The organism is Streptomyces sp. NPDC001270 (assembly GCF_042896695.1).
Taxonomy (GTDB): Bacteria; Actinomycetota; Actinomycetes; order Streptomycetales; family Streptomycetaceae; genus Streptomyces.
This window is the reverse complement of record NZ_JBIAXM010000012.1, coordinates 192,291-213,924: the sequence shown is the minus strand read 5'-3', so window position 1 is coordinate 213,924 and position 21,634 is coordinate 192,291. Positions and strand designations below refer to the sequence as shown.

Below are 21,634 nucleotides of genomic sequence, written 5' to 3'. Positions count from 1 at the left end.
CCAAGTAAATCGGCGCGGACTGGAAGGTCGCTGGTCACAGCCTTGCAGGAGGCCGGAGCAACGGCACGTTATCCCGGCCACCCGGCCCACGGGAAGACTTCGTGTGTGAGACTGACCCCGTGCGCGAAGAGGGAAAAATCAGGGTATTTCTCTTGGACGATCATGAGGTGGTCCGCCGCGGGGTGCACGAACTGCTCTCGGCCGAGGACGACATCGTGGTGGTCGGCGAGGCCGGCACGGCGGCCGACGCGCCGGCCCGGATCGCGGTCACCCGGCCCGACGTGGCGGTCCTCGACGTGCGGCTCCCGGACGGCAGCGGTGTCGAGGTGTGCCGCGAGATCCGGTCCCGGGACGAATCCGTCAGCTGCCTGATGCTGACCTCGTTCGCCGACGACGAGGCCCTGTTCGACGCGATCATGGCGGGCGCCTCCGGATACGTCCTCAAGGCGATCCGCGGCCATGAGCTGCCGGCCGCCGTGCGGGACGTCGCCGCGGGGAAGTCCCTGCTGGACCCCGTCGCCACCGCACGGGTCCTGGAGCGGCTGCGCGGCGGCGGCACGGCCCGCGCCGACGACCGGCTCGCCCGCCTGACCGACCAGGAGCGCCGGATCCTCGACCTGATCGGCGAGGGCCTCACCAACCGCCAGATCGGCGAGCGGCTGCACCTCGCCGAGAAGACGATCAAAAACTATGTGTCGAGCCTGCTCGCCAAGCTCGGCATGCGCCGGCGCTCCCAGGCCGCCGCGTACGTGGCCCGGATGCAGGCACAAAGAAACTGACATCCGCCCGCCGGGCATCCGCGCGCGGGACGCCCGCGCGTACGGAGAACGTCACTTCGAGCACGTACTGTGAACGAATGCGACTGCGTGTGACAAGGCCCAGCTCACCGGCCCTTTTTGTGCCCTAGCATCTGGCGCGTGCCGCGCTCATGTGTACCACCCCTCGTGCCCCACGCGCCCCCGCTGGGCGCCCTGCTGCGCCTGTACTCCGCCGGTTCGGCCCTCACCTGCGAGCCCGTCGACCAGGGCCTCCTCAACCGCGGCTACCGCCTGCGCACCACCCGCGGCCGCTACTTCCTCAAGCACCACTTCGACCCCGACACCGCCGACCCGGCCGCCATCGAGCGCCGGCACCGGGCCACCCAGCGCCTGGCCGACCTCGGCGTCCCGGTCGCCCCGCCGCTCGCCCACCGCGAGGGCCGCACGGTCGCCGTGGTCGGCGGCCACGCCTACGCCCTGCACCCCTGGATCGACGGCAGGCACCGGCACGGCGGCCAGCTCACCCGCGGCCAGTGCACCCGGCTCGGGGCGCTCCTCGGCGCCGTACACGCCTGCCTGGAGCGCGTGATGCCGCCCAAGGCGGGCACCCGGCCCGCCACCAGCCCGCATCCGGTGGAGAGCGCCGACCCCGCCGCCACCTTCAGCCTCATCGACGACCTGCTCGCCCAGGTGCGCCGCCACCGCCCGTCCGACGCCTTCGACGAACTGGCCAGGCACCGCCTCCTGGAGCGGCGCGCGCTGCTCGAACAGCACGCCGACCGGCGGCCGCCGCGCGGCGGCTCGGTGGGCTGGGTGCACGGTGACTTCCATCCGTTCAACCTGCTCTACAAGGGGGACGCGCCCGCCGCGATCGTCGACTGGGACCGGCTCGGTGTGCAGCCCCGCGCCGAGGAGGCCGTCCGCGCCGCGGCGATCTTCTTCGTCCGGCCCGCGGGCACCCTGGACCTGCCGAAGGTGCGGGCGTACGCGCGCGCGTACCGGCGGGCGGCCGGGGCCACGCCCTCGCAGCTCGCCGCGGCCGTGCACCGCGTGTGGTGGGAGAGGCTCAACGACTTCTGGATGCTGCGCTGGCACTACGAGCGCGGCGACACCCGCGCCGACCCCCAGTTCCCGGCCGCCTCGGCACTGGCGGTGTGGTGGACACGGGAGTACGACGCCGTGTGCGACGCCTTCGTGGCATGAGCGGAATCCGACGCCGCGCGGACACGGACGCCGCGAACCCGACTGGCCCGGCGAACCCGGCGAACCCGGCGGACGCTACGCGCGCGTGGAGCGTCGTTCCGCTCTCACGCGCGCGGGGAGGCCGCCCGGAACGGCGCGGCCGACGCGGACGCGACGGCACGCGAGGCACCCGGGTCGTTCGCCTTTCAGGGACCCCCGCCCGGCAGGCCGGCGGTGTCCCCCTCCGTCGTGCCGCCCGGGTCGGTCGCCGTCTCCGACGGCTCCGGCTGCGTCGGGGTCCCCGGGTTCGTCGGCTGCTGGCTGGTCTGCTGGTTCGTGGGCGGCGGGCTCGATTCGCTGCTCGTGCTCTCGGACGGGCTGAACGTCGGTGTGGACGGCGGGGGGTAGCCGGAACCGCTGCCCGAGTCGGTCGAGTCGTTCGTAGGAGCGTCGCCCGTCTGGTCGGTCGCCTCCTCGCTCGGCCCCTTGCTGGCCGACTCGTGCTCAGTGGTCGGCGAGGTGGTCGGCGACTGCGTGGTGTCCGTACCGCCCTGACCGCCGCCGCCGCCGGAGTGGTTCATCGCCAGCGCCACGCCCGCCGCGATGGCGATCACCGCGAGCACGGCCAGGATCCACAGCTTGCCCCGGCCGCTGCCCTTGTTGCCGTGCCCCTCGAAACCGCCCTCGTCGCCGTCTCCGTACCCGGAGGGCAGGATCGGCTGCGGGATCTGCGCGGTGCCTGCGCCGTACTGGCCGGGGTGCTGCATCGCGGTCGTGCCCGCGAAGCCGCCCGGCGGGGTGTGCCGGCCCTCGTGCAGCTCCACCGGGCCGGTGTTCCAGGTGCCCGTGTGGCTGCCCTGCTCGTACAGCATCTGCAGGCCGTACTGAATCAGTCCGCGCATCTCCTCGGCCGTCTGGAAACGGTCGTCCGGCTCCTTGGCCAGCGAGCGCACCACCAGGCCGTCCAGCTCCGGCGGCGAGCCGGCGGTGATCTGTGACGGGGGCGTCGGCAGGTCCTGGACGTGCTGGTAGACCACCGAGAGCGGGGTCTCGCCGATGAACGGGGGCCGCAGCGCGAGGAGTTCGTACAGCAGGCAGCCAGTCGCGTACAGGTCGGAGCGATGGTCGACCGCCTTGCCGAGCGCCTGCTCCGGCGACAGGTACTGCGGGGTGCCCATGACCATGCCGGTCTGCGTCATCGTCGTCGACGCGCCGTGCAGGGCGCGGGCGATGCCGAAGTCCATCACCTTGACGGCGCCGTTGTCGGTGATGATGACGTTGGCCGGTTTGATGTCGCGGTGCACGATGCCGTGCTGGTGCGAGTAGGCCAGCGCCTCCAGGACCCCGGAGACAATGATCAGGGCCTGCTCGGGACCGGGCGCCTCGGCGCTGATCAGCAGGTCGCGGATGGTGCGGCCCTCGACCAGCTCCATCACGATGTACGGCACGGACTGGCCGCCCACGGCGTCCTCGCCGGAGTCGTACACGGCGACGATCGCATGGTGGTTGAGCCCGGCCACCGACTGCGCCTCGCGCGTGAAACGGGCCTTGGAGACCGGGTCCTCGGCCAGGTCGGAGCGGAGCAGCTTGACCGCGACGGTGCGCCCGAGGCGCACGTCCTCGGCGGCGAACACCTCGGCCATGCCGCCCCGCCCGAGTCTGTGGGTCAACCGGTACCGGCCATCGCCGACGAGCCCTCCGTTGCCCCACATCTCCGGCGCGTCTGACATGCCGCCGCCAGTCGCCTCGGGGTCGGACGGGCCCTGGGCGCTGTGCGTCTGTGCCATCGGTCCTCGCCGTCGTTTCTGCCCGCGGTGCGCGCGGTGTTGTCACGGTCTCCGTCGGCCACGCTACAGCCTCCGCGCAAGCCTCCGGCCCCGGACCGCTGCCCCGACCGGCCCGAGGACGGACCGGCCATGAAACCGGTTGACCATACCGTCGTGCAAATTCCGTGCGCCGGTCGTACAACTGCGGTAACGCTTCCGCGACGCTTCTTTCGCGTACGGTCACGGAACGGGCACCGACCTTGACGTGTCAGTGCCCTTCGGCAGACTTGGCCGCGCATGGCACATTCGATCAACGGGGCGCCCGACGGCGCGGTGGGGGACGCGGAAAGATGAGCCAGGACGGCCCGCGGGGCCGGTATGCGGGGCGGGCCCTGGCCGGCGGCCGCTACCAGCTGCGCGACTTGCTCGGCCAGGGCGGCATGGCCTCCGTGCACCTCGCGTACGACACCGTGCTGGACCGCCAGGTCGCGATCAAGACGCTGCACACCGAGCTGGGCCGGGAACCGGCGTTCCGCGAGCGCTTCCGCCGCGAGGCACAGGCCGTGGCGAAGCTCACGCACACCAACGTCGTCTCCGTCTTCGACACCGGCGAGGACGACGTGGACGGCGTGACCACGCCGTACATCGTCATGGAGTACGTCGAGGGCCGCCCGCTGGGATCGGTGCTGGAGGAGGACGTACGGCGGCAGGGCGCGATGCCCACCGACAAGGCGCTGAAGGTCACCGCGGACGTGCTGGCGGCGCTGGAGATCAGCCACGAGATGGGACTGGTCCACCGCGACATCAAGCCCGGCAACGTGATGATGACCAAGCGCGGCGTCGTCAAGGTGATGGACTTCGGGATCGCCCGTGCCATGCAGTCCGGTGTCACCTCCATGACGCAGACCGGCATGGTCGTCGGCACCCCGCAGTACCTCTCCCCCGAGCAGGCGCTGGGCCGCGCCGTGGACGCCCGCTCCGACCTGTACTCGGTCGGCATCATGCTGTTCCAACTGGTCACCGGGCGACTGCCGTTCGACGCGGACTCGCCGCTCGCGATCGCCTACGCGCACGTGCAGGAGGAACCGCCCGTCCCCTCCGCGGTCAACCGCGCGCTGCCGCCCGCGGTGGACGCGCTGGTCTCCCGCGCGCTGAGGAAGAACCCCAACGAACGCTTCCCGACCGCCGAGTCCATGCGCGACGAGTGCCTGCGGGTCGCCGCGGCCGGCCAGGCGGCCCCGCCGAGCATCGTCCCGGGGACCCCGCCGCAGAGCGGCGCCGGTGTCGGCTCCGCGGTGTTCCCGCCGGTCGACCGGACGGGCCCGGCGCCCGCCGGCCCGGTGCCGACGCCCTATCAGCCGGCCCCGGCACCGAACCCGTACGGCGGCGCCCCGGCCCCCTCCCCGGCGTACGGCCACCCGCAGCAGGGCGGCTACCAGGCGCCCACTCCGCCCGGGTACGGCCGGCAGGCGTATCCGACCCCGCCGCCGTACGACCTGGCGCCCCCGTCCGCGCACCCGTCACCGGGTCCGGACGGCGGCAAGGGGAACAGACGGGTGGTCATCGGCTCGATCGCGGTGTCCCTCGTCGCGGTCGTCGCCCTGGTCGTCGCGCTGATACTGAACAACGGAAGCGGTGACGACGCCGCTGCCAAGGGCCGCGGTACCGGTGCCTCGGTCTCCGCGTCGCAGGCGGTGGGCCACCGCGGCCCGGACCCGTCGAAGACGATCGACGCGACCGAGTGCTCGGAACCGCGGGAGTCCTACGCGGACCCGGACAAGATCCAGGTGCCCAGCTTCAAGTTCAAGTACGTCAAGTCGGTGAAAGCCTGCTTCCAGAGCGCGGGCTGGAAGATGCAGGAGATCGAGGTCGACGAGAACACCTACGGCGAGGGCACGGTCATGGACCAGTTCCCCGCCGCCGGCACGGACGTCGACCCCGGGGACATGCCCACGATCCAGCTCAAGATCTCCACGGGCGATCCGGCGACCGGCTGAGGCCCGCGGCCCAGCAGAACGTGCGGGCCCGTACGAGCCGGTACAGGCCGAGGGCCCGGCGACGTGCCGCCGGGCCCTTCGCGGAGCGGTGGTCTACAGGTACGGTCCGCCCGCCCGGCCGCCCGGCTGCTTGTCCTCGGCGCCGTCGTGGCCGCCCACGCCCGGCGGCAGCGCCCGGCGCATCTGCTCCAGCTGGGCGCGAGCGGCCATCTGCTGGGCGAACAGCGTCGTCTGGATCCCGTGGAACAGACCTTCGAGCCAGCCCACCAGCTGGGCCTGCGCGATGCGCAGTTCGGCGTCGCTGGGCGTCGCCCCGTCGGTGAAGGGGAGGGAGAGCCGCTCCAGCTCCTCGACCAGCTCCGGGGCGAGACCGTCCTCCAGCTCCTTCACCGAGCTGCGGTGGATCTCCTTGAGCCGGGCACGGCTCGCCTCGTCCAGGGGAGCGACGCGCACCTCCTCAAGCAGCTGCTTGATCATGCTCCCGATCCGCATGACCTTGGCGGGCTGCTCGACCTGCTCCGTCACCGGGATCTCGCGCGAGTCGTCGTCTCCGCCGCCACCGAGCGCCATGCCGTCCTGGCCCACGACCAGGATCTGGGGGTTCTCGGGCGACCTTTCGTTCCTCGGCATCTCCATACCGCCATTCTCTCGCACGCCCGCAGCACACGGCCCTGTGCCCCCTGATCTGCCTGATCCGCCCGTTAGACCTGTCGGCGGAGTACGGAATGCCGGGAATGACGGCACATGTGAGGCTTGACTGTGTTGATCTTGGCGACTGGGTTCCGGGAGGTCACCGACGTGGCTCCATGGCTGCGTTTCACGCTCCGTCTCGCGCGACTACTGCTGGTGCTTGCGGCGGTCCTGGTGCCGTGCGGCACGGCCACCGCGTACGAACCCGAAGCCGCGCCGTCGGACTCCGCGGCCCCCTCGTCCTCCGCCGCGCCGTCCCCGGCCGGGAGCCGTCCGGGCGGGGCGCGGCCACAGCCGGCTCACCCGGACGGGCCCGCGGCCCGCACCGAGGGCAAGGAAGACGCGGACCGTACCGAGGGCAAGGAGGACACGGACCGCACGAACGACGCGGACGGCACCGACGAGGAGATCGGGGAAGGCGAGGGCGAGGAGGACGACGACACCTCGCCGCGGCGGACCGGCCCGCGGACTCCGAACGAGGACGACGACGGCGACGGTCTCGCGGACCCCACCGGTTCCGAGTCGCCCCAGGCAGCCGCTCAGCTCCCGTCCGCGACCCCGTCGGCCGACGCCGCGAACCCGGACCTCGACCGCGACGACCAGGAGACCGCCACCGGGCCCGCCATGCGGCTGCTGCCCCTGGGCAGCGGACTGGTCCTCATCGGCCTGGGCCTCGGCCTCGCCTTCCTGGGGCTACGGGTGCGGCGCGGCTGAGGGGGCGGGTACGGCGGGTGCGACCTGGTTGAGGGGTCGGGTGCGGCGGGTGCGGCCTGGTTGAGGGGTCGGGGTGGCGCGGCTGAGAGGTCGGGTACGGCGTTGAGGTTGAGGGGGGGCGGTGTGGCGCGGCTGGGAGGTCGGGTGCGTAGCCGCTGCCGGCTCCGGGCGTGCTGCACCTGCCGGCCGGGAGCGTCGCGGCCGGCTTCGGACGTGCCCCTGGCCGGCATGACCTGTGGGCAAGACCCGGTGGGCGCGACCCGGCGGGCAAAACCCGGTGGGTGAGACCCGGTGGGCACGCCCGGCCACGGCGCTCCCGCAATCGGTCGAACGGTGCCCGCCGCGTACGGCGAGGGCCCGGCGGCCGGGTTACGGCGTGACCAGCAGCACCTTGCCGATGTGGCCGCTGGCCTCCAGTACCCGGTGGGCCTCGGCGGCCTGCGACATCGGCAGTTCGCGGTCGACGACCGGGCGGACCTGGCCCGAGGCGAACAACGGCCACACATGCTCGCGTACGGCCGCCACGATGGCCGCCTTCTCGGCGAGCGGGCGGGCCCGCAGCGAGGTCGCGCTGACCGCCGCCCGCTTGGCCAGCAGCGCGCCCAGGTTCAGCTCGCCCTTGCTGCCGCCTTGCAGGCCGATCACGGCGAGCCGCCCGTTGACGGCGAGCGCCCGCACATTGCGCTCCAGGTACTTGGCACCCATGTTGTCGAGGATGACGTCCGCGCCCGCGCCGTCCGTGGCCCGCTCCAGCTCGGCCACGAAGTCCTGCTCGCGGTAGTTGATCAGGATGTCCGCGCCCAGTTCGGCGCACCGTTCCAGCTTCTCCTTGCTGCCCGCGGTGACGGCGACCTTGGCGCCCACCGACTTGGCCAGCTGGATCGCCATCGTGCCGATGCCGCTGGACCCGCCGTGCACGAGCAGCACCTCGCCCGGCCGCAGCTGGGCGATCATGAAGACGTTGGACCAGACCGTGCAGACCACCTCGGGCAGCGCGGCGGCCTGCTTGAGGTCGACGCCCTCGGGGACCGGCAGCAGCTGCCCCACCGGGACGACGACCCGTTCCGCGTAGCCGCCGCCCGCCAGCAGCGCGCACACCTCGTCGCCGACGGCCCAGCCGGTGACGCCGGGCCCGATCGCCGCGATCCGGCCGGAGCACTCCAGACCGGGGTAGGGGGAGGCCCCGGGCGGCGGGTTGTAGAAGCCCTGCCGCTGGAGGACATCGGCGCGGTTGACGGCCCCCGCCACCACGTCGACCAGCACTTCGCCTTCGCCGGGCGGTGCCGGATCGGGCACCTCGCTCCACACCAGCGCTTCGGGGCCACCAGGTTCGGGAATCGTGATCGCATGCATGCCCCGGACGCTACTCCTCCGCCCTGGGCGAGGTCCCGGACAACAGGGGCACGGAAAAAATCCGCCGTGTACGGCGATGAGCCGGCCTCGCGATCGAGCCGGGACCGGCCGTCCGCCCGTCCGACCGACCGAGACCGGTCCTGGACCCGGAGCCCCGGGCTCAGGCCCGGGGCAGGTGGTGGATGCCGGGCGTGACCCGTGCCGTCGGCGACGCTCGGACGATCGTGATCAGACGGTCGGTCAGCTGGAGGGCTCCGACGGACGGATCGTCGTAGCCGAGCACCCGGTGCCCGCGTACGACGCTCACCACCAGGTCGTCCGTCTGCCGCGGGCTCTTGCCGACCTCGGCCTTGACCACCGGGCGTTCGACGATGTCGAGCCCGATGCCCTGCTGGATGAGGTCCTCCATGACCATGCCCGCGGCGGGACTGAGCACGGACAGGCCGAGCAGACGGCCGGCCGCGCTGGCGCTGGTGATGACGGCGTCGGCGCCCGACTGCTTGAGCAGCGGCGCGTTCTCCTCCTCGCGCACCGCGGCCACGATCTTGGCGCCTGGGTTGAGCTGCCGGGCCGTCAGCGTGACGAGGACGGACGTGTCGTCACGCTGCGGGGCGACGATGATCTGCCGGGCCTTGTGCACCTCGGCCCGCTTCAGCACCTCGCTGCGCGTGCCGTCGCCGGCGACGCCCGCGTATCCCTCGGCGGTCGCCGCCTCGACCGCCTTGGAGCTGGGATCGACCACGACGACCTGGTCCTTGTTCAGACCGGTCGCGCAGACGGTCCGAATCGCCGACCGCCCCTTCGTGCCAAAACCGATGACGACGGTGTGCTCCCGCAAGGTGGCCCTCCAGCGCTTTCCCGAAAATGCCCCGAGGGCAAACTGCCCCGAGGACATGGACAACGGCCTCGTGCAGCACGTCCGTCGAGATGTCGGGGAGGGACCGACCGGACCGACCGGACCGGATCGGACCGGTTCGCCCGCCCTTCGAGTCGACGAGAGCCGCGCTGCCGCTGCGGGCGACGCTACCGCCGCCACAGACACCAGGCCCCTGTTCCCGCCGATGGCCCGACGACCCCGGCCGACGGCCGGCAACCTGCAACCGCCAACCCGCAACCCGCAACCCGCAACCGGCTCATGTCTGCCCACGGCTGCCCCCATGTGACAGGGTCACCCCCGTCATGTGGACAACGGTCGACGGTTCGGCCGGGGCGGACGAGTATGTTTTTTTCCGCTCCCGCACGGAACATGGTCCTCTAGATCCGCGACGTCGACCGCAGAGGAAGCACTGGATGAGTTCTCCCAGGCAGCCAGGATCCGGCCGGGGTCGCCTTCCGATCCTGCGGTCCCTCCGCTACTGGTCACGGGCCGAGGAAGACCAATCCGTCAGATCGCCGGCCGGCGTCACGGCGCCGCCCCTCCAACAGGTCCTCCGCCGCTTGGCGATGGCGCTGCTGGTGCTCGTCGTCACCACACTGGTGGTCTGGCTCGACCAGGCGGGATACCGGGACAACGCGGACGGCAACGTCGACTTCATCGACGCCGCGTACTACGCGACCGTCACCCTTTCCACCACCGGCTACGGCGACATCACCCCGGTGACCCACGGCGCCCGCATCACGAACATCTTCGTCATCACGCCCCTGCGGGTACTCTTCCTGATCATTTTGATCGGTACGACCCTCGAAGTCCTCGCCGAGCGCACCCGGCAGCACGTCCGGATCGAACGGTGGCGCGCACGCACCCGCGGCCATGTCGTCGTTGTCGGCTACGGCACCAAAGGCCGGCACGCCGTGGAGACGCTGCTGGGGCAGGGAACCCCGAAGGACCAGATCGTCGTGGTCGACCCGCAGGAGAAGGCGGTGGACGCCGCCAGCAGTGACGGCCTCTTCTCCGTGCACGGTGACGCCACCCGTACCGACACCCTGCTGAAGGCGGAGTTGCAGAGGGCGGCCCAAGTCATCATCACTCCCCAGCGCGACGACACCGCCGCCCTGGTCACCCTCACGGCACGGCAGCTCAACAAACGGGCGGCCATCGTCGTGGCCGTCCGCGAGGACGAGAACGTGCCCCTTCTCAAACAGAGCGGCGCCACCACGGTGATCACCAGCTCCAGTTCCGCCGGCAAGCTGCTCGGAGTGGCCATGTCCAGCCCGCACAGCGCCGACGTCCTGGAAGACCTCATGACCTCCGGCAACGGACTGGACCTGATCGAGCGAGCGGTGACCTCGGAGGAGGTGGGAGTCTCACCACGCCGGAGCGCCGATCTCGTCGTAGCCGTCGTGCGCGGCAAAGAGGTGCTGGACTACGCCGATCCGAGGCTGGAGACCCTTGAGCACGGGGACCGGCTGATCACCATCCAGCGTGCCGTGCCGAGCTACTGACGGGGTGAGGACCAAGGCAAGCGGGGCGAGGACGAGTAGGGCAAGGACGAGGGCTGACGGGGCGCGGACGAGGATCGTCAGGCCATGACGCCGCGGCCTGGACGTTTCACGTGAAACACACCCCGATCCCCGCGGATGCCCACGGCAGGTCGAGCAGTTCCGTCTCCTGGCCCCGTTCCGCCCCGCCCGGCGGCACGACCGCCAGCGCGTCGGCGGCGGCGATACCGCGCAGCATGGCCGGACCGCTGTAGTGCAGCGGCACGGCACGGTCGCCGCGCACCACGACGGGGACCAGCCGGGTGTCGTACGGATGCCCGTGCACCGCCTCCCACAAGGGCAGCGCATACGGCTCGGGAGCGGGGTGGACGGCCAGGGTGCGCACCAGGGGCTCGGCCAGGGTGAGCAGGCCCGAGACAGCCGCAAGAGGGTTTCCGGGGAGACCGACGAGGTGTTGGTTCTCCTTGGTGCGGGCCAGCAGCATGGGGTGGCCGGGGCGCACTTTGACCCCGTCGACGAGGAGTTCGGCGCCGATGCGGGCCAGGGTGGGGTGGACATGGTCGACCGGGCCGGCCGCGGTGCCGCCGGTGGTGACCACGAGGTCCGCGTCGGAGAGGGCGATGGCCTTCCGGAGTGCCTGGGCGTCGTCCCCCAGCCGCCGCACGGCGATCACCTCGGCGCCGAGGGCCTGGAGCCAGGGCGGCACCATCGGACCGAGCGCGTCACGGATCAGACCGTCGTGCGGCAGTCCTTTGGTGAGCAGTTCGTCGCCCAGGACGAACACCTCGGCCCGCGGGCGGGGGACAACGGTGACGGTGTCGTATCCGGCGGCGGCCGCGAGGCCCAGGACCGCGGGGGTGATCAGGGTGCCGACGGGCAGCAGCTGGTCTCCGGTACGGCATTCCTGGCCGCGCGGGCGGATGTCCTGGCCGTGGCCCACCTCGCGGCCGGCGTACAGGCGCCCCTTGGGGTCGGTGCGGCCGTGTTCGGAGCGCAGGACCGCGGTCGTGTCCGCCGGGACGCGGGCGCCGGTGGCGATGCGCACCGCTTCGCCGTCGGTCAGCGGTTCGGGCTGTGCCTGGCCGGCCAGAACGCCCTCGTCCCGGACGGACCAGGGGCCGGGCCCGGCGACCGCCCAGCCGTCCATCGCAGACGTGTCGAAGGAGGGGAGGTCGCTGAGCGCGTCGAGCGGGGCGGCGAGCACCAGGCCGAGGGCACCGGCGAGCGGCACCGGGACAGGGGTGCGGCGGGTGCCGGACCGGGCGGCGCGCGCGGCGATCTCCCGGGCCCGCAGCCAGGGGGTGGCCCGGTGCTCGTGCGTCGGGGCGGGTACGGGCACCTGGCCTGCGGAGGCGGAGCCATGGCCGTCACCGGGTCTGCTGGGTTGCCTGTGTTCCCTCACGAGGGCGAGCGCCTCCTCGACGTCGAGGTCGTCGGTGTCCTCGGCGGGCCCGTCGGCCCGGATGCCGCGGGCGGTCATCCGGTGTGCGAGCCCGGATCGGGCTGGTCGGCGGGGCGCGGTGCCTCGGCCCGCGCGGCGTCGTTCCGTTCCGCCGGTTCGGCTGCCCGCGCGGCCTCCGACTGCTCGGCCTCTTCCTCCCAGCGCAGCGCCAGCGCGGCGGCCTTGCGGGCGGCGTCGGCGACCGCCTCGGGGCCGCCCTTGCCCTGGGCGGCGGCGTAGCCGACGAGGAAGGTGGTCAGCGGGGCGGCGGGGCGGGCCACGCCGTGGGCGGCGTCACGGGCCAGGTCGAGCAGTACGCCGGTGTCGACGTCCAGGTCGATGCCCAGCTCGTCCTTGACTGCGGAAATCCATTCATCCAACACGTGCCCATGCTCCCTGATCCGTGCCCTGGCGGTGGCGATGTCGTCCCAGGTGTCGCAGTCGAAGGACGCGAGCGGTTCCGGGACTCGGGTGAGGTCGAGCGCGCCGATGAGCCTGCGCAGCGGCAGCCCGGTGAGGCTGCCGTGCGCGTCGGCGAGCGCCGCGAGTCCGCGGCGCAGCGCGCTCGTGCGGTAGGCGGCCACGAGCGGCTGGTCGCGGCCGTCCGCGTCGGTGACCAGCGCCCCCTCGGTGCCGCAGGACACGAGTGCTTTCAGCAGCCCGCCCACCGTGGCCGCTGCGAGGAACGGCAGGTCGGCGGAGAGGACGACCGCGTACTCCGCTTCGGTGTGCCGCAGCCCGGCGTCGAGCGCGGCGACCGGTCCGGCGCCCGGGGGTTCCTCGCGCACCCAGCGCACGGGGCGCGCGGTGGGGCGGGGATCGGCCACGACGACGGTCGTGCGGGCCGTGGCGCAAGCGGCCAGCACCCGGTCGAGCAGGGGCCGCCCGCCGACCCGCAGGCCGGGTTTGTCGACCCCGCCGAGCCGCCGGGCGGCACCGCCCGCCAGGACGACGGCGTCGTACGGCACTGTCGTCCCGGCGGCGGGGGCGTTGTCGGTCACCCCCCGAGTATGCGTGCCGCGCTGATCACAGGGAACCGATCCGGGCGGACGTGATCCGCGGGGAGCGCCTGGTGGCTTGCGCGGGGACGGCCGGGGGTGCTGCCTGGATCACCGCATGATCACAGCGTCCGCAGCAGCACCGCCGGCTGTTCCACGCAGTCCGCGACGTACCGCAGGAAGCCGCCCGCGGTGCCGCCGTCGCAGACCCGGTGGTCGAAGGTGAACGAGAGCTGGACGACCTGCCGCACGGCCAGCTCGCCCTCGTGCACCCAGGGCTTGGCGGCGATGCGGCCTACGCCCAGCATGGCCGCCTCGGGGTGGTTGATGATCGGTGTGGAGCCGTCGACGCCGAACACTCCGTAGTTGTTCAGCGTGAAGGTGCCGCCGGTCAGCTCTCCGGGGGTCAGCGTGCCGGAACGGGCGGCCTCGGTCAGCCGGGCGAATTCCGCCGTCAGTCCTTCGGCGTCCCGCGCGTGCGCGTCGCGTACGACGGGCACGACCAGGCCGCGCTCGGTCTGTGCGGCGAATCCCAGGTGGACGCGGTCGAGCCGGACGATCTCCCGGGCCTCGGCGTCGACGGTGGAGTTCAGCTCGGGGAACCGGGCCAGGGCGGCGGTGCAGATCCGGGCGAGGAGCGCGAGGAGGGAGATCTTCGGCCCACCCGCCGCGTTCATCGCCGCCCGCGCGCCGAGGAGTTCGGTCGCGTCCGCGTCCACCCAGCAGGTCGCGTCCGGGATCTCCCGGCGACTGCGGGCCAGCTTGTCGGCGACGGCTCCGCGCATGCCCTTGAGAGGGATGCGGGTGGCCGCGGCGGCCGTCGCCGGGGCAGGCCCGGTCGCCCCCGGGGCGACCGGAGCGAGGGCGTCCGGCGCGGCCGATGCCGGGGCGGCTGCGGCGGCCGGGGCCGCGGTGGGCAGGCCGGTCGTCACACCCGCGGTGGGCGCGCCGCCCGTCGCGGCGGCGCGGAGCGCCTGCTCGACGTCCGCCCGCAGGATCAGCCCGTCGGGACCGGAGCCGGTCAGCCGCCGCAGATCCACCCCGTTGTCCCGGGCGAGCCGGCGGACCAGGGGGGAGATCACGGGTACGGGGCCCTCGGCGGGCCGTACGGCACCGCGCGCGGGTGCCGTGGCCACCGCACCGGTACCGGCGGCCGTCGTGGGCGCCGCCGCACCGGGCGCCGCCGTCCCGCCGAGCGCCGACCGTACCCTGCGCCGCCGTGCCGGAGGCGCCCCCGTGCCGTAGCCGACCAGGACGTTTCCCGAGCCCTCCGGCTCGCCGCCCGGAGCGTCGGCGGAGTCCGGCCCCACCGCGACCATCAGCAACGGCGCCCCCACGGGCAGTTCGGCACCCTCCTCGCCGAAGCGGGCCGTGACCACACCGCCGTACGGGCACGGCACCTCGACCATCGCCTTGGCCGTCTCGACCTCGACGACCGGCTGGTCGACGACGACCACGTCACCGACCTCGACCAGCCAGCGGACGACCTCCGCCTCGGTCAGCCCCTCCCCGAGGTCGGGGAGCTTGAACTCCAACACCTGTGCCATCAGCCTTCGGCCTCCCATTGCAGCCGTGCCACGGCGTCCAGGATCCGGTCGACACCGGGCAGGTGGTACCGCTCCAGCATCGGCGGCGGGTAGGGGATGTCGAACCCGGCCACGCGCAGCACCGGCGCCTCCAGATGGTGGAAGCAGCGCTCGGTGACCCGCGCCGCGATCTCCCCGCCCGGCCCGCCGTACCCGCCCGACTCGTGCACCACGACCGCGCGCCCGGTCCGCCGGACCGAGGCGCAGACCGTCTCGTCGTCGAACGGCACCAGCGAGCGCAGGTCGACGACTTCGAGGTCCCAGCCCTCCGCCCGCGCCGCCTCCGCGGCCTCCAGGCAGACCGGCACGGACGGCCCGTACGTGATCAGCGTGGCGGTGCGGCCGGGGCGGCGCACCACCGCGCGGCCCAGTGGTTCGACGGCCGTGGGCCGCTCCGGGTTCCAGGTGTCCTTGGCCCAGTACAGCCGCTTGGGTTCGAGGAAGACGACCGGGTCGTCGGAGGCGATGGCGGCGCGCAGCAGCCCGTAGGCGTCGGCGACGGTGGCGGGCGTGACGACATGGAGCCCCGGAGTCGCCATGTAGTACGCCTCGGAGGAGTCGCTGTGGTGCTCGACCCCGCCGATGCCGCCGCCGTAGGGGATGCGGACGGTGATCGGCAGGGGCATCGCCCCGCGGGTGCGGTTGCGCATCCGGGCCACATGACTGACGAGCTGTTCGAACGCCGGGTAGGCGAAGGCGTCGAACTGCATCTCCACGACCGGACGCAGCCCGTACATCGCCATGCCGACGGCCGCGCCGAGGATGCCGGCCTCGGCCAGCGGGGTGTCCGTGCAGCGCTCGTCGCCGAACTCCCGGGCGAGCCCGTCGGTGACCCGGAAGACTCCGCCGAGCGTGCCGACGTCCTCGCCCATGACGTGCACCGCGGGGTCGGCGGCCATCGCGTCGCGCAACGCGCGCGTGAGGGCCTGCGCCATGGTGGCGGGTTTGACCGCGACGGTGGTCATCGGTCACCGCCTTCCGGCCCGGCGCCCGCCTCGGCGTCCAGTTCGGCCCGCAGGAGGGCCTGCTGCTCGCGCAGTTGCGGGGTGGGCGTCGCGTGGACGTGGGCGAACAGGTCCATGGGGTCGAGCGTGGGGTCCTGGTTCATGCGTTCGCGCAGGTCGGCGGCCATCGCCTCGGCGTCCTCGCGGGCGGCCGTGACAGCGTCCTCGTCGAGCAGCCCGCGGCCGGTCAGCTCCCGCTCAAGGAGCAGGACCGGGTCGTGGTCGCGCCATGCCTCGACGTCGGCGTCGCCGCGGTAGCGGGTCGCGTCGTCGGCGTTGGTGTGGGCGTCGATGCGGTAGGTGACCGCCTCGACGAGCGTCGGGCCGCCGCCCTCACGCGCGTGCCGTACGGCGTCGGCGAGGACCTGATGCACGGCGGCGGCGTCGTTGCCGTCGACCAGCCGGCCCGGCATGCCGTACCCGACGGCCTTGTGGGCCAGGGAGGGCGCGGCGGTCTGCTTGGCGAGCGGGACGGAGATCGCGAAGCCGTTGTTCTGGACCAGGAAGACGACCGGCGCCTGCCAGACGGCGGCGAAGTTCAGCGCCTCGTGGAAGTCGCCCTCGCTGGTGCCGCCGTCGCCGACCATGGCGAGCGCGACCACGTCGTCGCCCTTGAGGCGGGCGGCGTGAGCGAGGCCGACCGCGTGCGGCAGCTGGGTGGCGAGCGGGGTGCTCAGCGGGGCCACACGGTGCGCGTAGGGGTCGTAGCCGGTGTGCCAGTCGCCGCGCAGCAGGGTGAGGGCCTCGACGGGGTCGACACCGCGGGCGACGACGGCGAGGGTGTCGCGGTAGCTGGGGAAGAGCCAGTCGCGGTCCTCCAGGACCAGCGCGGCGGCGACCTCGCATGCCTCCTGGCCGGTGCTGGAGGGGTAGACGGCGAGTCGGCCCTGCTTGGTGAGGGCGGTGGCCTGGGTGTTGTAGCGGCGGCCGCGCACCAGCAGGGCGTACAGCCGAAGGAGCAGTTCGGGATCGGTCCGGGCGGCCGCCTCGGTACTGAGGACGCGGTGGGGCTCGGCGTCGGGCAGCAGCGGTGCGGGGTCCAGACGGGGCTGCCAGGCGGGCGGCGGCGAGGGCCGGTACGCGCCCCGCTGCTCCATCACCGTCATGACGGCACCTCCTCGTGGGAGCGGCTACGGGAGGCGTGTCGTCGGTGACCCGCCTCACCTACCGATTGTTCGGTCGTCGACACATTTTGGCTACAGGCGGCTTCAGGCTGTGGACAAACGGTTCTCCACAACTTGCAATGAACGCAGTACGTCCATGCTAGGGAGGCAGGGGGACATGGCACCTGAACAAATGGCCGAGGGCCCCGAGGCCGGTGCCGCGCTGCCGCCCCCGCGCCCGCTGGACGCCATCGATCAGGACATCCTGCGGATCCTCCAGTCGGACGGCCGGGCGTCGATACGGTCCGTCGCCGAACGCGTCCACGTCTCGCGCGCCAACGCCTACGCCCGTATCAACCGCCTCATCGAGGACGGTGTCATCCGTGGCTTCGGCGCCCGCGTCGACCACGAACGGGCAGGTCAGGGCACATCGGCGTACATCACCCTGACGATCGTGCAGAACTCCTGGCGCACGGTGCGCGAGCAGTTGCGCGAGCTGCCCGGCGCCTCCCACATCGCGCTGGTGGGCGGCGATTTCGACGTACTGCTCCTGGTGCACACGCCGGACAACAGGGCGCTGCGCGAGCTGGTGCTCACCCGGCTCCAGGCGATCCCGGAGGTGCTGAGCACACGCACGCTGCTGGTGTTCGAGGAGGAGGACCTGGAGCCGAGCGGCTGACGTCAGTCGCGGCGCAGCCCGGAGAAGACCAGGCGCACCACCGCGTCGGCCACCTCCCGCTCGGCGACGCCGCGCCCGTCGGGCCGGTACCACTCCACGATCGAGTTGATCATTCCGAAGACCAGCCGGGTCGCGAGCCGCACGTCCACGTCCTCGCGCACGTCGCCTTCGTCGGCGGCGGCCTTCAGCAGCGCGGCCACCCGGTGGTCGAAGTCGCGGCGCCGCTCCAGGGCCCAGCGCTCGGTGGCGGTGTTGCCGCGCACGCGCAGCAGCAGCGTCACATAAGGCAGCTCGGCTATGAGGACCTCGACCATGCGCCGTACGACGTGCTCCAGGCGCTCCACGGCCCGCCCCACGCGCGCGTGCTCCTCGTCGAGGATGCCGAAGAGGCCGTCGAGCGCCCGGCTGACCGCGCGCCGCAGCAGTTCTTCCTTGCCCGCGACGTGGTGGTAGATCGACGACTTGGAGATGCCGGCCGCCTTGGACAGGTGCTCCATCGACGTGCCGTCGTAGCCGCGCTCGTTGAACACCTGGACGGCCACGGAGAGCAGGGTCTCGGGGGTGTACGTGTCACGCCTGACGGTGGTCATGAGGTGCTGCCCTCCCGCTTGTCGGTGGCGTACGCGTGGCGGTAGAGCGCGAGGGACGGCGCGTAGCGGCCGGAGGGGTCGCGCAGGTGCAGGTCGTCCAGGAGGTCGTAGGCCCAGCTGCGGCCGAGCCTGCGGCTCCATTCGAAGGGGCCGAGGGGGTAGTTGACGCCGAGACGCATCGCGGTGTCGATGTCCTCCTCGGTGGCGACGCCCTTGGCCACGGCGTCGTGCGCGAGGTCGATGATCCGCGCCACCGCACGGGCGACGATCATGCCGGGCACGTCACCGATGACACTGACGGTCTTGCCGAGCGCCTGGAAGAGGCCGATGGCCTCGGCGACGGTCTGCGGGGAGGTGTCCTGGGAGGCGGACAGGGCGATGCGGGTGGCGTTGCGGTAGTCCAGCGCGAGGTCGAAGTAGACGACGTCCCGGAACTCCACCGAGGTCTGGCCGTCGGCGAGGGCCAGCTGGCCACCGCCGGGCAGCACCAGGCGGCTGCCGTGGTCCTCGTCCTCCTGGCGGACCTGGATGCCGGCCTCGTGGATCAGCCCGAGCAGTTCGGCCGCCGGGCCCAGGTCGCCCTCGGCGACGACGTACGCGGGCGCCCGCCGCGGCTCGGCGGTGTGCGGCTCGGGACGCTCGGCGTCCGCGCCGTACTCGTACCAGCCGTGCCCCGACTTGCGGCCGAGCCGTCCGGACTCGACGAGCCGGCGCTGCGCGAGCGAGGGCGTGAAACGCACGTCCTGGAAGAACGACTGCCACACGGAGTGCGAGACGGACTCGTTGACGTCCTGGCCGATGAGATCGGTCAGCTCGAAGGCGCCCATCCGGAAGCCGCCGCACTCGCGCAGGACGGCGTCGATGGTGGCGGGGTCGGCGGCCTGCGCCTCGTGGACCGCGAACGCCTCGGCGTAGAAGGGCCTGGCTATCCGGTTGACGATGAAGCCCGGGGTGTCCGCGCAGGCCACCGGAGTCTTGCCCCAGGCGCGTGCCATCTCGTACGCGCGCGTGGCCGAGGAGACGTCGGTGGCGAACCCGGAGACGACCTCGACCAGCGGCAGCAGCGGGGCCGGGTTGAAGAAGTGCAGGCCCACCAGGCGTCCGGGGGCGCGCAGGGCGCCGCCGATGGCCGTCACCGACAGGGACGAGGTGTTGGTGGCGAGCAGGCAGTCCTCGGTGACGATGTTCTCCAGTTCGCGCAGCAGGTCCTGCTTGACGTCCAGGCGCTCCAGCACGGCCTCGACGATCAGCCCGCAGTCGGCGAGTTCAGCCGGGCTCTCGGCGGGCAGCAGCCGGGCCCGGGCCGCGTCCCGCTCGGCCCCGGTGAGCCGGTCCTTCTCGACGAGCCGGTCGAGGCGGGCACCGATCGCGGCGGCCGCTTCCCCGGCCCGCCCGGGGACGGCGTCGTACAGCCGTACCAGGTGGCCCGCGACCAGCGCGACCTGGGCGATGCCCTGGCCCATGGTGCCGGTGCCGACGACGGCCACGGGGCTGCTGAGGTCGAGTCCTGTCATGTGCGCGATCCTCCCGCACGACGTTTTCCACAGATGCGGCGGACCCCCTTGTCCCGACCGATCGTTCGGTTACTCTAACCCTGACGGAGCGTCCCTGCCCATGTTTCCGCACAGGTCATGAGCTCGACGACGAGCTCTTGAGACGAGGAGTTGGTCCCGCATGGCCGCCCAACCGACCGAGCACGCACTGACCGCCAAGCACCGGCCCACCCTCGACCAGGCGCTGGAGGCCATCCGCACGCGCGCGTACTGGTCCCCGCACCCCGAGCACCCCAAGGCGTACGGCGAGCACGGCAGCCTGGACGCGGCCGCGGGCAAGGCCGCCTTCGACGCCGTCCGCGGCACCCGCCTCGACCTCGGCCAGCCCGGCACCGACGACTGGGCCGGCGGCGAGGTCTCGCCGTACGGCATCGAGCTGGGCGTGACCTACCCGCACCCGGACCTCGACACGCTGCTGCCCGCGATGAAGGCCGGTCAGCGCGCGTGGCGGGACGCGGGCCCCGAGACCCGTGCGGTGGTCTGCCTGGAGATCCTCGCGCGCATCAGCGCCCGGACCCACGAGTTCGCGCACGCGGTGATGCACACCAGCGGCCAGGCGTTCATGATGGCGTTCCAGGCGGGCGGCCCACACGCCCAGGACCGCGGCCTGGAGGCGGTGGCGTACGCGTACGCGGAACAGGTCCGCACACCCGGCACGGCCGAGTGGACCAAGCCCCAGGGCAAGCGCGACCCGCTCAAGCTGACCAAGCGGTTCACCCCGGTCCCGCGCGGCATCGCGCTGGTCGTCGGCTGCAACACCTTCCCCACCTGGAACGGCTACCCGGGCCTGTTCGCCTCCCTCGCCACCGGCAACGCGGTCCTGGTGAAACCGCACCCGCGCGCGGTACTGCCGCTCGCGCTCACCGTGCAGGTCGCCCGCGAGGTGCTGGCCGAGGCGGGCTTCGACCCGAACCTGGTGGCACTGGCCGCCGAGCGCCCCGGCGAGGGCATCGCGAAGACCCTGGCCACCCGCCCGGAGATCAGGATCATCGACTACACGGGCTCCACCTCGTTCGGCGACTGGCTGGAGGCCAACGCCCGCCAGGCGCAGGTCTACACGGAGAAGGCCGGCGTCAACACGGTCCTCGTCGAGTCGACCGACACCTACCGGGGCATGCTGTCCAACCTGGCGTTCTCGCTGTCCCTGTACAGCGGCCAGATGTGCACCACCCCGCAGAACCTGCTCATCCCCCGGGACGGCATCCGCACCGACGAGGGCCCCAAGACCTTCGACGAGGTGGTCGCCGACCTCGCCCGCGCGGTCGACGGCCTGCTCGGCGACGACGCCCGCGCGAACGCCCTGCTCGGCGCCATCGTCAACCCCGACGTCAAGGCCCGCCTGGAGGCCGCCGCCGGACTCGGCGAGGTCGCCCTCGCCTCCCGCGAGATCGACAACCCCGACTTCCCGCAGGCGATCGTCCGCACCCCCGTGATCGTCAAGCTGGACGGCGCCAAGCCGGACGACGAGGCCGCCTACATGAGCGAGTGCTTCGGGCCCGTCTCCTTCGCCGTCGCCGTCGACTCGGCGGCCGACGCGGTCGAGTTGCTGCGGCGCACCATCCGCGACAAGGGCGCGATGACCGTCGGCGCGTACTCGACCGACCCGGAGGTCGAGGAGGCCGTCCAGGAGGTCTGCCTGGAGGAGGCCGCCCAGCTGTCCTTCAACCTCACCGGCGGGGTGTACGTCAACCAGACCGCCGCCTTCTCCGACTTCCACGGCTCCGGCGGCAACCCGGCGGCCAACGCGGCGCTGTGCGACGGCGCGTTCGTGGCGGGCCGCTTCCGGGTGGTGGAGGTGCGCCAAGAGGTCTGAGAGCCGTCGGGAGACCCGAGACCCGCCG

17 protein-coding genes and 1 pseudogene are annotated in these 21,634 nt (G+C 72.7%); 7 read left to right on the top strand and 11 right to left on the bottom strand.

Annotated features, from left to right (window positions below; all coding sequences use genetic code 11):
- The first annotated feature begins 119 nt into the window (after positions 1-119).
- Both ACFY2B_RS21965 and ACFY2B_RS21960 read left to right on the top strand, forming a co-directional pair.
- Positions 120-779 (top strand): response regulator, encoded by a 660-nt coding sequence (locus ACFY2B_RS21965; protein ID WP_390764756.1) that lies wholly within the window; start codon positions 120-122, stop codon positions 777-779.
- A gap of 165 nt (positions 780-944) precedes the next feature.
- Positions 945-1,961 carry a phosphotransferase gene (locus ACFY2B_RS21960; RefSeq protein WP_390764755.1) on the top strand — a complete coding sequence of 339 codons (1,017 nt, stop codon included), beginning with the start codon at positions 945-947 and terminating at the stop codon, positions 1,959-1,961.
- A gap of 185 nt (positions 1,962-2,146) precedes the next feature.
- Here ACFY2B_RS21960 and ACFY2B_RS21955 read toward each other — a convergent pair whose 3' ends face one another.
- On the bottom strand, positions 2,147-3,727 hold the full coding sequence (locus ACFY2B_RS21955) for a protein kinase (RefSeq protein ID WP_390764754.1): 1,581 nt from the start codon (positions 3,725-3,727) through the stop codon (positions 2,147-2,149).
- A 329-nt stretch (positions 3,728-4,056) separates the two neighbouring features.
- On the opposite strand from ACFY2B_RS21955, the gene ACFY2B_RS21950 reads away from it, so the two are divergent.
- Positions 4,057-5,703: a protein kinase gene (locus tag ACFY2B_RS21950; RefSeq protein WP_390764753.1), complete on the top strand. Its 1,647-nt coding sequence runs from the start codon at positions 4,057-4,059 to the stop codon at positions 5,701-5,703.
- 93 nt (positions 5,704-5,796) lie between these two features.
- On the opposite strand, the gene ACFY2B_RS21945 is transcribed toward ACFY2B_RS21950, so the two are convergent.
- A complete protein-coding gene (locus ACFY2B_RS21945) occupies positions 5,797-6,339 on the bottom strand; it encodes a bacterial proteasome activator family protein (protein ID WP_376525470.1) in 543 nt (180 codons plus the stop codon).
- Between the two features lie 132 nt (positions 6,340-6,471).
- On the opposite strand from ACFY2B_RS21945, the gene ACFY2B_RS21940 reads away from it, so the two are divergent.
- Positions 6,472-7,107: a hypothetical protein gene (locus ACFY2B_RS21940; protein WP_390764752.1), complete on the top strand. Its 636-nt coding sequence runs from the start codon at positions 6,472-6,474 to the stop codon at positions 7,105-7,107.
- A 369-nt stretch (positions 7,108-7,476) separates the two neighbouring features.
- On the opposite strand, the gene ACFY2B_RS21935 is transcribed toward ACFY2B_RS21940, so the two are convergent.
- Positions 7,477-8,460 (bottom strand): NAD(P)H-quinone oxidoreductase, encoded by a 984-nt coding sequence (locus tag ACFY2B_RS21935; protein WP_390764751.1) that lies wholly within the window; start codon positions 8,458-8,460, stop codon positions 7,477-7,479.
- 160 nt (positions 8,461-8,620) lie between these two features.
- Positions 8,621-9,313: pseudogene (locus ACFY2B_RS21930) on the bottom strand (potassium channel family protein); the annotation flags it as partial.
- Positions 9,314-9,750: 437 nt separating this feature from the next.
- On the opposite strand from ACFY2B_RS21930, the gene ACFY2B_RS21925 reads away from it, so the two are divergent.
- Complete coding sequence (locus ACFY2B_RS21925) at positions 9,751-10,842, top strand: potassium channel family protein (protein WP_390764750.1); 1,092 nt, start codon at positions 9,751-9,753, stop codon at positions 10,840-10,842.
- Between the two features lie 106 nt (positions 10,843-10,948).
- Here ACFY2B_RS21925 and ACFY2B_RS21920 read toward each other — a convergent pair whose 3' ends face one another.
- From ACFY2B_RS21920 to pdhA, 5 genes are all read right to left on the bottom strand, one after another.
- Positions 10,949-12,319 carry a molybdopterin molybdotransferase MoeA gene (locus tag ACFY2B_RS21920; protein ID WP_390764749.1) on the bottom strand — a complete coding sequence of 457 codons (1,371 nt, stop codon included), beginning with the start codon at positions 12,317-12,319 and terminating at the stop codon, positions 10,949-10,951.
- On the bottom strand, positions 12,316-13,281 hold the full coding sequence (locus ACFY2B_RS21915; protein ID WP_390764748.1) for an NTP transferase domain-containing protein: 966 nt from the start codon (positions 13,279-13,281) through the stop codon (positions 12,316-12,318). The genes ACFY2B_RS21920 and ACFY2B_RS21915 overlap by 4 nt, the downstream gene beginning before the upstream one ends.
- A gap of 119 nt (positions 13,282-13,400) precedes the next feature.
- Entirely contained in the window at positions 13,401-14,825 is a 1,425-nt protein-coding gene (locus ACFY2B_RS21910; RefSeq protein ID WP_390764747.1) for a dihydrolipoamide acetyltransferase family protein, read from the bottom strand.
- The gene (locus tag ACFY2B_RS21905; protein ID WP_390764746.1) at positions 14,825-15,829 is read right to left on the bottom strand and encodes an alpha-ketoacid dehydrogenase subunit beta; all 1,005 of its coding nucleotides are present in this window, start codon (positions 15,827-15,829) and stop codon (positions 14,825-14,827) included. The genes ACFY2B_RS21910 and ACFY2B_RS21905 overlap by 1 nt, the downstream gene beginning before the upstream one ends.
- Complete coding sequence (pdhA, locus tag ACFY2B_RS21900) at positions 15,826-16,974, bottom strand: pyruvate dehydrogenase (acetyl-transferring) E1 component subunit alpha (protein ID WP_390764745.1); 1,149 nt, start codon at positions 16,972-16,974, stop codon at positions 15,826-15,828. The genes ACFY2B_RS21905 and pdhA overlap by 4 nt, the downstream gene beginning before the upstream one ends.
- A gap of 190 nt (positions 16,975-17,164) precedes the next feature.
- Between pdhA and ACFY2B_RS21895 the strand changes: the two genes are divergently transcribed.
- Complete coding sequence (locus ACFY2B_RS21895; protein WP_376525642.1) at positions 17,165-17,650, top strand: Lrp/AsnC family transcriptional regulator; 486 nt, start codon at positions 17,165-17,167, stop codon at positions 17,648-17,650.
- Positions 17,651-17,652: 2 nt separating this feature from the next.
- Here ACFY2B_RS21895 and ACFY2B_RS21890 read toward each other — a convergent pair whose 3' ends face one another.
- Both ACFY2B_RS21890 and ACFY2B_RS21885 read right to left on the bottom strand, forming a co-directional pair.
- Positions 17,653-18,240 (bottom strand): TetR/AcrR family transcriptional regulator, encoded by a 588-nt coding sequence (locus ACFY2B_RS21890; RefSeq protein ID WP_390764744.1) that lies wholly within the window; start codon positions 18,238-18,240, stop codon positions 17,653-17,655.
- Positions 18,237-19,754: a 3-hydroxyacyl-CoA dehydrogenase gene (locus ACFY2B_RS21885; RefSeq protein WP_390764743.1), complete on the bottom strand. Its 1,518-nt coding sequence runs from the start codon at positions 19,752-19,754 to the stop codon at positions 18,237-18,239. The genes ACFY2B_RS21890 and ACFY2B_RS21885 overlap by 4 nt, the downstream gene beginning before the upstream one ends.
- Before the next feature lie 160 nt (positions 19,755-19,914).
- On the opposite strand from ACFY2B_RS21885, the gene paaN reads away from it, so the two are divergent.
- Positions 19,915-21,606 carry a phenylacetic acid degradation protein PaaN gene (gene paaN / locus ACFY2B_RS21880; protein ID WP_390764742.1) on the top strand — a complete coding sequence of 564 codons (1,692 nt, stop codon included), beginning with the start codon at positions 19,915-19,917 and terminating at the stop codon, positions 21,604-21,606.
- Positions 21,607-21,634 lie beyond the last annotated feature (28 nt).

Excerpts from the sequence above, each read along its gene's own strand:
- ACFY2B_RS21955 (WP_390764754.1), bottom strand. The coding sequence starts at position 3,727 with ATGGCACAGACGCACAGCGCCCAGGGCCCGTCCGACCCCGAGGCGACT.
- ACFY2B_RS21950 (WP_390764753.1), top strand. The coding sequence starts at position 4,057 with ATGAGCCAGGACGGCCCGCGGGGCCGGTATGCGGGGCGGGCCCTGGCC.
- ACFY2B_RS21945 (WP_376525470.1), bottom strand. The coding sequence starts at position 6,339 with ATGGAGATGCCGAGGAACGAAAGGTCGCCCGAGAACCCCCAGATCCTG.
- ACFY2B_RS21935 (WP_390764751.1), bottom strand. The coding sequence starts at position 8,460 with ATGCATGCGATCACGATTCCCGAACCTGGTGGCCCCGAAGCGCTGGTG.
- ACFY2B_RS21925 (WP_390764750.1), top strand. The coding sequence starts at position 9,751 with ATGAGTTCTCCCAGGCAGCCAGGATCCGGCCGGGGTCGCCTTCCGATC.
- ACFY2B_RS21920 (WP_390764749.1), bottom strand. The coding sequence starts at position 12,319 with ATGACCGCCCGCGGCATCCGGGCCGACGGGCCCGCCGAGGACACCGAC.
- ACFY2B_RS21910 (WP_390764747.1), bottom strand. The coding sequence starts at position 14,825 with ATGGCACAGGTGTTGGAGTTCAAGCTCCCCGACCTCGGGGAGGGGCTG.
- ACFY2B_RS21905 (WP_390764746.1), bottom strand. The coding sequence starts at position 15,829 with ATGACCACCGTCGCGGTCAAACCCGCCACCATGGCGCAGGCCCTCACG.
- pdhA (WP_390764745.1), bottom strand. The coding sequence starts at position 16,974 with ATGACGGTGATGGAGCAGCGGGGCGCGTACCGGCCCTCGCCGCCGCCC.
- ACFY2B_RS21895 (WP_376525642.1), top strand. The coding sequence starts at position 17,165 with ATGGCCGAGGGCCCCGAGGCCGGTGCCGCGCTGCCGCCCCCGCGCCCG.
- ACFY2B_RS21890 (WP_390764744.1), bottom strand. The coding sequence starts at position 18,240 with ATGACCACCGTCAGGCGTGACACGTACACCCCCGAGACCCTGCTCTCC.
- ACFY2B_RS21885 (WP_390764743.1), bottom strand. The coding sequence starts at position 19,754 with ATGACAGGACTCGACCTCAGCAGCCCCGTGGCCGTCGTCGGCACCGGC.
- paaN (WP_390764742.1), top strand. The coding sequence starts at position 19,915 with ATGGCCGCCCAACCGACCGAGCACGCACTGACCGCCAAGCACCGGCCC.